Genomic DNA, 13242 nt, shown 5'->3' on the forward strand with positions numbered 1-13242 from the left:
AAAATGCGCTAGCCGTGATAAAGCGGCTTAGGCCGCTTTTTTTAGCTATACAATTTGAACTTTGTTTAAAAGGTTTAATGGTACTGTGATAGTAATGGTATTTAAGGGTGCCTTTTTGTCTGAGATTTTCAGTAAATTAAACACGGTTAGCGATTAAACAAGCTTAAATAGCAGCATTTGGAAGAGCTCAGATAAAAGTTTGTACAGAAATAGCACCCTCTTTGCGATTAAGGAGTATTACCTTAGCGCTAAACTAAGTGGCTATTTAGTTGCTAAAATCCACTAAATTCCCACAATTTCGGATAACTATTAATTATTTTGCACAAACAACAAGTATGTTATTGAAAATCACTCTCATTTAGATTATGTTATGCACTTCTTTTTTTGAACCTATTGGAAAAACACATGTCGTCCCAACAAATTTTGCGTTTATCTAAGCTAAGCCTTATTACTTCACTTGTTTTATCTGGTCATGCATTTGCACAAGAAACTACAACAAATACAGATGACTCATTAGAAAAAATAGCAGTGTATGGCCAGCATCATAAAAACTACATCACAGAAGATGCGCAATCTGCTACAAAATTAGGCCTAACAATCAAAGAAACCCCACAAAGTATTTCTGTTGTTTCTCGCGCTTTAATGGATGATTTTTCACTAGATGATATTAACTCAGTGCTAGAGAGCACCCCCGGTGTAACTGTAGAACAAATAGAAACTGACCGTACTTATTTTAAAGCCCGTGGCTTTGAAATAACAAACTTTCAGGTTGATGGTTTAGGCATCCCACAAAGCTCAGGCTCTATTCAGGGCACTTTAGATACGTCTATTTACGACCGTGTAGAAATTGTACGTGGTGCAAACGGCCTTATGACTGGCGCAGGTAACCCATCTGCAACCGTAAATATGGTATTAAAAAAACCAACTTACATTACTCAAGCGCATGCATCTGCATCGTATGGTTCATGGAACAACAAGCGTTTAGAAGTAGATGTTTCAACGCCAATTAACGACGACCACGCTGTGCGCGCCGTATTTACCAAGCAAAAAGCGGAGTCATACCTAGATCGTTACGAAACAGATAAAACAATTGCTTATCTTGCTTACGAAGGCAAGCTAACCGATGACACGACATTAAGCATCAACTATGTTAACCAACAAAAAGATGCCGATAGCCCACTTTGGGGCGCACTCCCTCTTTATTACACCGATGGCACAGCAACAAACTACGACGCCTCTACAAGTACGGCATCTGATTGGTCTTACTGGGATAACAGCGCTGAGCAAGTATATGTAACACTTGAGCAAAACCTATCGGCTACGTGGGTTGCAACAGCGCGTTACGCACACATAGAAAACGAGCAAGACTCAGAACTATTTTACGTATATGGCACACCAGATAGCGAAACTGGCCTTGGTTTAACCGGTTACGCAAGCCGTTACGACTACGAAGATAAGCACGATTTATTTGATTTATACGCCAGCGGTAAATTTGATTTATTTGGCCAAGAACACGACCTGTCATTTGGTGTTAGCCAAGCAAAAATGGATTACAACGAGCAGTCGCTTTACGATTACACCACGGGCAACGGCTTCCCAGCCATGCCTTCGCTTGATACGTGGGATGGCGTAGTACCTGAAGCAACCCTTGCTGATGGCTTAAATGGCAGTGACATAGAAAACAAACAGCAATCAGCTTATATGTCTACTCGCATTAAATTAAGCGCTCCGCTAAGCGTATTAGCAGGTGTACGTTACACTGATTGGGAAACATCCGGCACTGCTTATGGTGTAGAACAAACACGTAACGACAGCGAAGTTATCCCGTATGTGGGGGCTGTTTATGACTTTAATGAATCGCTTTCAGCCTACGCAAGTTACACAGAGACCTTTGTGCCACAAAAAGAGCTTGATATTAATGCTGAGCAATTGACGCCAATTACAGGTAAAAGTAGCGAAATTGGTTTAAAAGCACAGCTTTTAGACGATCAAGTATTTGTAACCTTTGCTTACTTTGATGCAAAACAAGAAAACCTAGCTGTTGCATTACCTGATTCATTACCAAGCGATACTCGTTATTATGGTGCTGATGGTATCACCAGCGACGGTTTTGAAATTGAGCTAAGTGGTAAAGTAACCGACGATTTAAGTGCAAGCATCAGCTTTAGTAATTTAAGTATTGATGGTGATGATTTAGTTGAAGATTACACGCCAGAGAATCAGCTAAAACTTGCTGCAACTTACCAAGTACCATTTGTTGAAGGCTTAACTTTTGGTGCAAATTATCGTTGGCAAGACTCTGTTAGCCGCGTACAAGTTGAAGATGCAACCGGCGCTGCACTTGTAACCACGAACCAAGATGCTTACGGTATTCTTGATTTAATGGCTAACTACAAAATTACAGAAAACGTTGGGGTTACTTTTAACGTTAATAACACCACAGATGAAAAATACCTACACAGCCTATACTGGGCTCAAGGTTATTACGGTGCGCCGCGTAACTACGCGCTATCGGTAAACTGGCAGCTATAAGTCGCTCTTTTAAAGTACGGCTTTTAAATTTAAACGGCACTTTTTAGTGCCGTTTTTGTTTTAAGCCCCTTTAAGTTAAAGCGCTTATCCCCCTCCTTGCGCTACCTACCTTATGCAAAGTAATTGCAATACCATCTTTTATTACGCGCCTCAATTAAAAAGCGTACTTGTTAGCCAGTCTCACTATAAATATGACTAAGCGCTATTTAAACTGCATCTATTAAAGCCTGTAGGTTATAGTTTTAGCGTGCTTTAAACACAAAAAGGCGCTAACCACTGCTGGTTAGCGCCTTTTAAAGCTCGGGTCAAATCAAGCTTAGAGAACGTTTACACTTAAAGGTCAGACTCAGCGCCTAATACGTCTTCGCCATCTTCTGGCTCAACCGTTGCTTTTAATAGCAACATATCACGTAACTTACCTTCAATTTCATCTGCAATTTCTACGTTTTCTTTCAAAAACTTAATAGAGTTTGATTTACCTTGGCCTACTTTATTGCCATTGTAGCTGTACCAAGCACCTGCTTTTTCAACAATTTTGTGCTTAACACCTAAATCAATTAACTCACCTTGTTTAGAAATACCTTCACCATACATAATGATGAACTCAGCTTGTTTAAACGGTGGTGCAACTTTGTTTTTAACTACTTTAACGCGGGTTTCGTTACCGACTACCTCATCGCCTTCCTTTACAGAACCAATTCGACGAATATCAATACGAACTGACGCGTAAAACTTAAGTGCATTACCACCGGTTGTTGTTTCAGGGTTACCAAACATTACACCAATTTTCATACGAATTTGGTTAATGAAAATACATAGCGTGTTAGAACGTTTAATATTACCTGTAAGCTTACGTAGTGCTTGCGACATTAAACGTGCTTGTAAGCCCATGTGCGAGTCGCCCATGTCGCCTTCAATTTCAGCTTTTGGTGTAAGCGCTGCAACAGAATCGACAATAACAACATCTACAGCACTTGAACGTACTAACATGTCACAAATTTCTAGTGCTTGCTCACCGGTATCTGGCTGAGAAACTAACAGCTCATCAATGTTAACACCTAACTTTTGTGCGTATACCGGATCAAGAGCATGCTCAGCATCAACAAAGGCACATGTTTTGCCTTCTTTTTGAGCCTGCGCGATAACTTGCAAAGTAAGCGTTGTTTTACCTGAAGACTCAGGGCCATACACTTCAACAATACGCCCCATAGGCAAACCGCCTATGCCTAAAGCAATATCAATCCCAAGTGAGCCTGTAGATACAGCATCAATATTTAGGGCTTTGTTATCGCCCAGTTTCATAATTGATCCTTTACCAAATTGACGCTCAATTTGTGATAGTGCAGCGTCCAGCGCTTTTTGTTTATTATCGTTCATTCTGTTCTCCAAATCCGGCTAATGCGAACAAGTATACTGTATGAAATCACAGTATCAAGTGAAATTTATAATTTTATCTTCTCGATCGTACTTTTCAATGCAAATTCAATAGCTTGCATTCTAACTTGCGCTCTATCGCCGTTAAATATTTGCTTAAACGTAAATTGTTCATTGGCAATTTGTATGCAAAACCACACAAAGCCAACTGGTTTATCGGACGTAGCGCCACCTGGCCCAGCAATGCCCGAAATTGCCACGGCAACATCAGCTTTGGCAACGCTTGCGGCACCAAAAGCCATCTCTTTTACTGTTTGCTCACTCACCGCACCAAATTGCTCTAGCGTAGTATTGGCCACATTAAGCAGTTCATGCTTAGCTTCATTACTATAAGTAACAAATGCGCGGCCCAAATAACCTGAGCTACCTGGCGTATCTGTAAGCGCATAACTCACTCCGCCACCAGTACATGATTCAGCGGTAGTGATCCATAAGCGTTTATCCGTTAAAATAACGCCCAATTGCGCAGCAAGTGTTTTAATCTCTTGATGTAATTCCATATTCAGCCTTTGGGTAAATACATGTCGTTTGATCTTTATGCACCGCACACTATAAAACAACAAACCCCTATGATGCAGCAGTATCTAAAAATAAAATCAGAGCATCGCGATATTTTATTGTTTTATCGTATGGGGGATTTTTATGAACTCTTTTTTGACGACGCTAAACGCGCGGCCCAACTACTCGATATTTCGCAAACGCATCGCGGTAAAGCCGGCGGCGATCCTATCCCTATGGCGGGTGTCCCTTATCATGCAGTAGAAAACTATTTAGCTCGTTTAGTGCAAATGGGCGAATCGATTGCTATATGTGAGCAAGTTGGCGATCCTGCAACCAGTAAAGGGCCAGTAGAGCGCAAAGTCGTACGTATCGTTACTCCGGGTACTATTTCAGATGAAGCGCTATTGCAAGAACGCCAAGATAACTTACTCACTAGCGTATGGCAAAATAAAAAAGGGCTATACGGTATTGCCTACCTTGATATAAATTCAGGGCGTTTCAACGTAGTTGAAGTTAACACCGACGAAGCATTTACTTCAACCCTACAGCGCTTAGCACCCGCTGAGCTTTTATACTGTGAAAGCTTTGAAAACACACACTTAATTGAGCATATAAAAGGGGCACGCCGACGCCCTGAGTGGGAGTTTGACCTAGACACCGCGCAACACTTACTGTGCGAGCAGTTTGGCACCAAAGATTTAGTTGGTTTTGGTGTAGATAAAGCGCATGCTGCTTTGGTCGCTGCGGGTTGTTTAATGCAATACGTAAAAGATACACAACGTATTGCGCTCCCTCACATTCGCGCTATTACGCTTGAGCATAACGAGCACGCAGTTATATTAGATGCGGCAACGCGCAAAAATTTAGAACTAACCGTTAATTTATCGGGCGGCTTTGAAAACACCTTAGCGCAGGTACTTGATAAAACCGCCACGGCCATGGGGTCGCGTTTACTTAAACGCCGCATTCATACACCTGTGCGTAATAAAAATGAGCTTAACTCACGTTTAAATGCCATTAGCGCTATTTTAGATGTGCAATTATATGGCGAGTTACACGATTCATTAAAAGAAATTGGTGACATAGAACGCGTAATAGCACGGCTTGCTTTATGCACCGCACGCCCGCGCGATTTAACCCGACTGCGCAGTGCCCTACAAGCACTCGCACCACTGCATGCTTTATTAAACGATGCTAATGATGAGCGTATCGCTAGCATTGTTCGCCATTCTCCAGAGCTGCCTGAACTACAAGCTTTACTTGAGCGTGCTGTTATTGATAACCCACCGGTACTAATTCGCGATGGGGGTGTTATTGCACCAGGCTACAACAGCGAACTCGATGAATGGCGAAACTTGAGTAAAGGCGCTACCGATATACTTGAGCAACTAGAACTTAGAGAGCGCGAGCGCACCGGGATCAGCACATTAAAAATTGGCTATAACAAGGTGCATGGCTTTTTTATCGAGGTAAGTCGTGCAAACTCACACTTAGTACCTGCTGATTATATTCGCCGCCAAACGCTTAAAAATAATGAACGCTACATAATACCTGAACTAAAAGAGCACGAAGACAAAGTACTTGGCAGCCAATCAAAAGCTCTTGCGCTTGAAAAACAATTATATGAAGAGCTATTTGAGTTTATAGCCCCGCATATTGAACAGCTTCAAATGATGGCTGGCGCATTAGCTGATTTAGATGTATTGAATAACTTAGCAGAGCGAGCACAAACGCTTAACTATGCTAAACCACAGCTATGCGATGATGACAATATAAGTATTAAACAAGGTCGCCACCCCGTGGTAGAGCAAGTAATGAAAGAACCTTTTATTGCCAACCCTGTGGAGCTAAATAGCCAGCGTAAAATGTTGATTATCACCGGTCCAAACATGGGTGGTAAATCAACCTATATGCGCCAAACAGCACTTATCGTATTGATGGCGCATATTGGCTGTTATGTCCCTGCTGATAGTGCAAAAATTGGTAATATTGACCGTATATTTACACGCATTGGTGCAAGCGACGATTTAGCCTCTGGTCGCTCTACTTTTATGGTAGAAATGACCGAAACTGCCACAATTTTAAATAATGCAACTGCGCAATCTTTGGTATTAATGGATGAAATAGGCAGAGGTACCAGTACCTACGATGGCTTGTCACTTGCTTATGCAACGGCTGATCATCTGGCACAAAAAATATCTGCTAAAACATTATTTGCTACGCACTACTTTGAATTAACGGAACTTGCCGAGCAAAAAACCGGGCTGGTGAATGTACACCTAGATGCCATAGAGCACAACGACACCATTGCATTTATGCATACTGTGCTTGATGGTGCAGCAAGTAAAAGCTTTGGCTTACAGGTCGCAGCGCTTGCCGGCGTGCCTAAAGCCGTGATAGCCCAAGCAAAACAAAAGCTTAAACTGCTCGAAAACCACCAAAGTGTAACAGCGCCTAATGCTGAGCAGCAGGCGTTTTCATTTGCTAATGAGTTACCTGCGCCTGAGCCTTCAGAGGTTGAGGAGCAACTCAGTGCCATTGACCCTGATAACCTATCGCCGCGTCAAGCACACGAACTTCTTTATAAATTAAAGGCTCTGCTTTAAATATAGATAACTTGAGCGGTGGTTAAGAAGCTGATAACACAGTGAATAGTATTTCTTGGGGATCGTAAGACATAAAAAAAGCTGAAGGTTTTATCCTTCAGCTTTTAAACACATAGACATATAAAAGGGAGTTACGAGAACTGGTCAAACAAACTTTCTGTGCTTAACCCTTCTTGTTGTAAAATATCTTTTAAACGACGTAATGCTTCTACCTGAATTTGTCTTACGCGCTCTCGTGTTAAACCAATTTCGCGGCCAACATCTTCAAGTGTTGATGGCTCATAGCCAAGTAAACCAAAGCGACGCGCTAATACTTCACGTTGTTTAGGGTTTAACTCACCTAACCAATCAACAATATGTTTGTTAATATCATTGTTTTGAACTTCGCCCTCAGGGCCTGCGCTTTTTTCATCGGCAATAATGTCTAACAGTGCGCTGTCGTTCTCACCGCCAATTGGCATATCAACTGAGGCAATTTTTTCGTTTAAGCGTAGCATTTTAGTTACGTCTTCTACGGGTCTACCTAAGCTTTCAGCAATTTCTTCAGCAGTTGGCTCATGGTCTAGCTTTTGTGTCAGCTCGCGTGCTGTACGCAAGTAAACATTTAATTCTTTAACTACATGTATTGGCAGGCGAATTGTGCGCGTTTGATTCATAATGGCGCGTTCAATTGTTTGACGTATCCACCACGTTGCATAAGTCGAAAATCTAAAACCGCGCTCTGGGTCAAACTTTTCAACAGCGCGAATTAAACCTAGGTTACCTTCTTCAATTAAATCTAGAAGTGCTAATCCTCGGTTGTTATAACGGCGGGCAATTTTTACAACTAAACGTAGGTTACTTTCAATCATACGCTTGCGAGATGCTTCACATCCACGTAGCGATTTGCGGGCAAAAAAGACTTCTTCTTCAGCGCTAAGTAGGGGAGAAAAACCAATTTCTCCTAAATAAAGTTGGGTTGCATCAAGGTTTTTAGTTACTTCCTCTTTTGCAAATATCTCTTCTTCGTTATCAACCTCTTCAAGTAATGCTGCAGTTTCTTCTACTGCGGTGTCATCAAATTTTTCGTCGGTGGTGTTTTTGTCAAGTTTTGCTGCGTTAGCCATAAGCCTTCTCCCGAGCAATTATCAATACCTAAAAATTAGGGAAGGTATTTAGCAGGATTGACAGCTTGCCCACGGTAGCGAATTTCAAAACGAAGCGCAGTGACCGAAGATTCTGACTTGCCCATTTCTGCTATTTTTTGTCCTGCCTTAACTTTCTGCTTTTCTCTAACAAGTAGTTTCGAGTTATGTGCATAAGCACTTAGGTAATCATCATTATGTTTCAAAATGATTAAATTACCGTACCCTCGAAGCGCATTACCCGCATACACCACCGTTCCTTGTGCTGCGGCTAAAACTGAAGCCCCTGTACGGTTAGTAATCTGTAAACCCTTGTAACCGTTTTCCTTATTAGAAAAGCGTTTAGTCACTTTGCCCTTTGCAGGCCAAAACCACTTTACTTTACTGCTCGACGAAGGTTTAGCATTACTAACTATTTTATTGGCTTGTTTTCGAACATACTCTCGTTGTTTCGGCTGATCAAGATTTTTCTTTAATTTTTTGTTAGTTTTTTGTTTTATTTTAGTGGATGCTATTTTTTGTTTAACGGGTGAATTGCTAGCAATCGCATGACTACTGGTGGCTACAAGCGAAATAACTTGCCCAGGATAAATAACATAAGGTGATGGAATTGAGTTGTTTTTTGCAAGTGTTCTAAAATCTTTGCCTGCACTAAAGGCAATGGAATATAAAGTATCACCCTTTTGTACTGTGTATTTATTGCCATTAATGTTAATACCTTTTTGAAAATCATTAACATTAGTATTGAGGCTGCTAACAGGAGCAGGAATATGGCGAGATGAACACCCCGAAAGCAAAACAACAATAAATACAATTACATATAATACGTACTGACTATTCAAGGTGCTTTGCTCCGAAATTTAAAAAGTACTACTTTTGCTTGTTAGCGTAATAAAAAGTAAGCAACCGCTATTAATATAACTAAACCCCAACCAAGTACTTCAACATATTGACGTAATTTTTGCTCCATTTTAACGCCGCCCCACTTCATTAAAGCAGAAACTAAAAAGAAACGCGCACCGCGGCCAACGGCAGACGCTATTAAAAATGGTAAAAATGCCATTTGTAATACCCCTGCACCAATAGTAAATACCTTATAAGGGATAGGTGAAAAGCCCGCTAAAAATACCACCCACACCCCATACTCTTTAAACCATGTAAGCGCTGTTTCAAACTTTTCTTGCCAGTGCATCTGCTCAATAAAGGGCTGTACAACAGGCTCAAATAACCAGTAACCTAAAAAGTAACCTACAATCCCCCCAAGTACTGAAGCAACTGTTGCAAAGCTTGCAAAGCGCCACGCTTTACTTGGCTGAGCAAGCGACATAGGAGCAAGCATTACATCCGGTGGTACCGGAAAAAAAACAGACTCAGCAAAGCTCATGGCTGCTAAATAGCGCTCAGCAAAGCGGTGTTTTGCCCACACTAGGGCCATATCGTATAACTTAGTAAACAATTTCAACGTGAATTCCTATTCAATATCACCAGGGACGAGAGGGACAAACCGAACTGGTGCAATAACATGCTCTGTGAAGCTATCGCCTTGGCGAATAACCATGGTTAATTTTTGTTCTTGCTCACCAATGGGAGCAAGGAGTACACCGCCATCAGCTAGTTGTGCAAGTAAGTCTTGAGGTACTTTTGATGCGGCCGCGGTAACTATAATACCATTAAACGGGGCCTGCGATTGCCAGCCTTGCCAGCCATCTGCGTGTTTCATGGTTACATTGTATAAATCAAGTTGATGTAAACGGCGTTTAGCCTGCCATTGCAGTGCTTTTATACGCTCGACCGAATACACCTTATTAAAACACTTGGCTAACACTGCGGTTTGATAACCAGAGCCTGTGCCAATTTCTAACACTTTGTCGCGTACGCCAGCCAAATGAAGCAGCTCGGTCATACGCGCCACAATATAAGGCTGCGAAATAGTTTGCCCTTGCCCTATCGGCAACGCCGTGTTTTCGTACGCCTTATGTTTTAGTACATCATCAATAAAGGCATGACGTGGTATATCAGCAATGGCTTTTAATACCTGTTTGTCTTCTACCCCTTCTTGCTCTAATAGCTTAGAAAGCGCAATAGCACTGCGCGAGTAATTAGCCAGCACGGTTTATCTCCATTTCAGCTAACCACTGCCCAACCGCTTCAATACTTTCTTTTGCTGTCATATCAACACTTAACGGTGTAACTGAAGCATAGCCATTATTAACAGCGTAAAAATCAGTACCCTCACCGGCATCGCTTTCAATACCAAGCGAGCCATACCAAAAAATATCACGCCCCCATGGGTCCGTTTGTTTGGTCATGGTTTCGGCTTTATGTCGGGCACCTAAACGCGTAACTTGCACCCCTTTTAGCTCACTTAGAGGGATATCAGGTACATTTACGTTGATAATTTGATCTTTAGGCAGGGGGTGCGATGCCAGCCCTTTAATTATATTAACGGTCACAGCTGCTGCGGTTTCAAAGTGCTCACCATGGTGCGAGCAAAGCGACACGGCAATAGCAGGCAAGCCTAAATGGCGCCCTTCGGTCGCCGCTGCCACAGTGCCTGAATACAATGTATCATCGCCCAAATTAGCGCCGTGGTTAATACCTGCTACGACTAAATCAGGCGTTTCATCAACTAACTGATTAACCCCTAAATGAACACAATCAGTAGGTGTGCCATTAACCGATATAAAGCCGTTTTCAAGCGTGGTAGAGCGCAGCGGGTTTATTAACGTTAACGAGTTACTGGCACCACTACAGTTACGATCAGGGGCTACAAGGGTTACATCGGCAATTTGCGTAAGAGCCTGGTATAAAACAGCAATCCCTTTAGCGTTTACACCGTCGTCGTTACTTAGCAGTATCTTCATTTTGACTATCCTTTTCTTTTCGCTCATTAGGGCTTGCATCGGTGTAATCCACCAGCTCACGTAAAAGTGCGGTAGCAAAACACCCTTTAGGCAATCCAAAGCTTAATTTTAAAGTCGTTTCGTCTAGTGTTTCTATGGTTAAATCTTGCGGAATGAGGCGCAGCATACGGCGCTCATTTTTAAGGCCTAATTCGCCTAAGCCCTCACACCATGCTTGGTATGGTTTTAGCCATATTTTTTCTTGATCAGTTAAGCCCTTTTCGCTTTTACCCACCATAGGAGCCGACATCATAATATCGCCAGAGGCTAAACGTGCTATGTTTTCATCGCTTATTGCATCTTCAAAAAATGCGTTACTACCGCTTAGCATAAATACTTCACGGTGCATGGTTTTAGCTAACCCATGCTCTTTAACACGTAAGCTCACTATTTGATTAAATACATGTGAACGGGCAGCGGAGATAATAATACCGCGTAGTTTTTTATCGCGAATGCGCTCGCCGGCGAACATTTTTTCGGCCATAACTAAATTATGCCCATCGCGGCCAAAGCGCTGCTCGCCAAAGTAGTTAGGCACACCGGCACGTACAGCATTAATGCGGCATAAAATATCAAGCGGCTGGGTTACATTACGAAGCGTAATAGTGAATCGGTTTCCTTTGTGGCAACCGGTGCGTAATTTACGTTCGTGACGCTGTTGCGAAACCACAAAAATGCTGTCGCTATTGAGTTCACTAAAATCAATGTGCTTTTTAATGGGTACTTTTACGCTAAACCATTGGCTACACACGCCGTGGCGGTCTTTCATACCGGCATAGCTTACTTCGCGCGGTGACACTCCTGCCTTTTGTGCAATTAACTTAGCCACGTATTGCGTGTTTTCACCTTTTTTAACGACCTGTAAGCATACATGCTCACCACTGCCGGTAAATTCTATGCCGAGGTCTTCATCAACCATAAAATCTTCAGCAACGGTTTTAAAGTCTGCTTTTGAAAGCGGTACACCGTATAGGTAATTTAAATCGCTCATGCGCTTGCTGTACTCTCAGGCGCTTTGCTCATAATAACCACCGCATGGCTAGAAATACCTTCTTTACGCCCTTCAAAGCCGAGCTTTTCGGTGGTGGTCGCTTTAACATTGATTTGTGAAAGCTCGCAATTTAAATCGCTGGCTAAATTAGTGCGCATAGCGTGGATGTGTGGCAAAATTTTAGGAGCCTGCGCCACAATAGTGACATCGCCATTGCCCAGTACATAACCTTGCTCTTTGGCAAGGCTTACAACATGGCGAAGTAAAATACGGCTATCTATATTTTCATACTCGCTCGCCGTGTCCGGAAAATGCTTACCAATATCGCCCATTGCCAACGCGCCTAAAATAGCATCGCATAATGCATGAATAGCAACATCGCCATCTGAGTGTGCTAAAAAGCCCTGCGGGTAATCTATTTTTTCGCCGCAAATTGTTATTGGGCCTTCGCCACCAAATTTGTGTACGTCAAAACCATGGCCAATTCGAATCATAATGCTTGCTCGTTTTGTTGTTTGTTTAATAAAAACCCCGCTAGGTCTAAATCCTCCGGCGTGGTTATTTTAATATTGTCGCTGCGCCCTGTAATTAGCTTAACGGGTTTATTTGCCCACTCAATGGCACTGGCTTCATCGGTAATAGTCACGCCCTCACAAAGCGCACGTTGCAACGCATTTTTAAGCTCGTCATATTTAAAAAACTGCGGTGTAAGCGCTTGCCATAAATCATCACGAGGCACGGTTTGCTCGCTATGCGTGTTACCACGCTTTATGGTGTCTTTTACTTTGCTTGCTAAAATACCGCCTTCGTCGTCGGCTATACAATGCGCTATTAAGGTTTCAATATCGTTAATAGTGACTAAGGGGCGGGCTGCGTCGTGCACCAGCACCCATTCAGGAGGGTTATTTTCTAAAAATAATAAGCTATTAAGCACTGAGTCTGCTCGCTCTTGCCCGCCGTTCGCGCGTAAAATTCGCGAGNNNGAGTCTATGTGCGCAAGCGAGTCAAAATAAGGGTCAGTTTGACTAACGGCTACAACTATTTGGCTTAAGCTTTGTAATTGCGAAAGCTTACAGAGCGTATGCTCTAAAATAGTTTTTCCTGCCAATTTAATATACTGCTTAGGTGCACTGTGCTGCATTCTGCTGCCT

General features: G+C 42.4%; 12 protein-coding genes. 2 read left to right on the forward strand and 10 right to left on the reverse strand.

Translation table 11 applies throughout. The annotated features are described in order from the left end of the window. The first annotated feature begins 405 nt into the window (after positions 1–405). Positions 406–2532: a TonB-dependent siderophore receptor gene (locus L650_RS0120685; RefSeq protein WP_029774259.1), complete on the forward strand. Its 2127-nt coding sequence runs from the start codon at positions 406–408 to the stop codon at positions 2530–2532. Between the two features lie 333 nt (positions 2533–2865). On the opposite strand, the gene recA is transcribed toward L650_RS0120685, so the two are convergent. Then, a complete protein-coding gene (gene recA / locus L650_RS0120690; RefSeq protein ID WP_004586193.1) occupies positions 2866–3909 on the reverse strand; it encodes a recombinase RecA in 1044 nt (347 codons plus the stop codon). 65 nt (positions 3910–3974) lie between these two features. Then, entirely contained in the window at positions 3975–4466 is a 492-nt protein-coding gene (locus L650_RS0120695) for a CinA family protein (RefSeq protein WP_004586192.1), read from the reverse strand. A gap of 21 nt (positions 4467–4487) precedes the next feature. Here L650_RS0120695 and mutS point away from each other — a divergent pair, with 21 nt between their 5' ends. Next, the gene (gene mutS / locus L650_RS0120700; RefSeq protein ID WP_029774260.1) at positions 4488–7073 is read left to right on the forward strand and encodes a DNA mismatch repair protein MutS; all 2586 of its coding nucleotides are present in this window, start codon (positions 4488–4490) and stop codon (positions 7071–7073) included. A 131-nt stretch (positions 7074–7204) separates the two neighbouring features. Here the strand turns inward: mutS and rpoS are convergent, their stop codons facing one another. The 8 genes from rpoS to ispD all read right to left on the reverse strand — a co-directional run. Continuing rightward, a complete protein-coding gene (gene rpoS, locus L650_RS0120705) occupies positions 7205–8179 on the reverse strand; it encodes an RNA polymerase sigma factor RpoS (RefSeq protein WP_024033114.1) in 975 nt (324 codons plus the stop codon). A gap of 35 nt (positions 8180–8214) precedes the next feature. Beyond that, complete coding sequence (locus L650_RS0120710) at positions 8215–9039, reverse strand: peptidoglycan DD-metalloendopeptidase family protein (RefSeq protein ID WP_029774261.1); 825 nt, start codon at positions 9037–9039, stop codon at positions 8215–8217. A 41-nt stretch (positions 9040–9080) separates the two neighbouring features. Continuing rightward, entirely contained in the window at positions 9081–9659 is a 579-nt protein-coding gene (locus tag L650_RS0120715) for a YqaA family protein (protein ID WP_004586188.1), read from the reverse strand. 9 nt (positions 9660–9668) lie between these two features. After that, the gene (locus L650_RS0120720; protein WP_004586187.1) at positions 9669–10307 is read right to left on the reverse strand and encodes a protein-L-isoaspartate(D-aspartate) O-methyltransferase; all 639 of its coding nucleotides are present in this window, start codon (positions 10305–10307) and stop codon (positions 9669–9671) included. Continuing rightward, entirely contained in the window at positions 10297–11061 is a 765-nt protein-coding gene (surE, locus tag L650_RS0120725; protein ID WP_004586186.1) for a 5'/3'-nucleotidase SurE, read from the reverse strand. The genes L650_RS0120720 and surE overlap by 11 nt, the downstream gene beginning before the upstream one ends. After that, a complete protein-coding gene (truD, locus tag L650_RS0120730; protein ID WP_029774262.1) occupies positions 11042–12091 on the reverse strand; it encodes a tRNA pseudouridine(13) synthase TruD in 1050 nt (349 codons plus the stop codon). Before truD ends, surE begins: the two co-directional genes overlap by 20 nt. Then, complete coding sequence (ispF, locus tag L650_RS0120735) at positions 12088–12585, reverse strand: 2-C-methyl-D-erythritol 2,4-cyclodiphosphate synthase (RefSeq protein ID WP_029774263.1); 498 nt, start codon at positions 12583–12585, stop codon at positions 12088–12090. The genes truD and ispF overlap by 4 nt, the downstream gene beginning before the upstream one ends. Then, positions 12582–13242 (reverse strand): 2-C-methyl-D-erythritol 4-phosphate cytidylyltransferase (ispD, locus tag L650_RS0120740; RefSeq protein WP_029774264.1); only part of this gene is annotated, 661 nt, incomplete at its 5' end. The genes ispD and ispF, both read right to left, overlap by 4 nt.

The organism is Pseudoalteromonas sp. TB51 (assembly GCF_000498055.1).
Classification (GTDB): Bacteria; Pseudomonadota; Gammaproteobacteria; order Enterobacterales; family Alteromonadaceae; genus Pseudoalteromonas; species Pseudoalteromonas atlantica.

Excerpts from the sequence above, each read along its gene's own strand:
- L650_RS0120685 (WP_029774259.1), top strand. The coding sequence starts at position 406 with ATGTCGTCCCAACAAATTTTGCGTTTATCTAAGCTAAGCCTTATTACT.
- recA (WP_004586193.1), bottom strand. The coding sequence starts at position 3,909 with ATGAACGATAATAAACAAAAAGCGCTGGACGCTGCACTATCACAAATT.
- L650_RS0120695 (WP_004586192.1), bottom strand. The coding sequence starts at position 4,466 with ATGGAATTACATCAAGAGATTAAAACACTTGCTGCGCAATTGGGCGTT.
- mutS (WP_029774260.1), top strand. The coding sequence starts at position 4,488 with ATGTCGTTTGATCTTTATGCACCGCACACTATAAAACAACAAACCCCT.
- rpoS (WP_024033114.1), bottom strand. The coding sequence starts at position 8,179 with ATGGCTAACGCAGCAAAACTTGACAAAAACACCACCGACGAAAAATTT.
- surE (WP_004586186.1), bottom strand. The coding sequence starts at position 11,061 with ATGAAGATACTGCTAAGTAACGACGACGGTGTAAACGCTAAAGGGATT.
- truD (WP_029774262.1), bottom strand. The coding sequence starts at position 12,091 with ATGAGCGATTTAAATTACCTATACGGTGTACCGCTTTCAAAAGCAGAC.
- ispF (WP_029774263.1), bottom strand. The coding sequence starts at position 12,585 with ATGATTCGAATTGGCCATGGTTTTGACGTACACAAATTTGGTGGCGAA.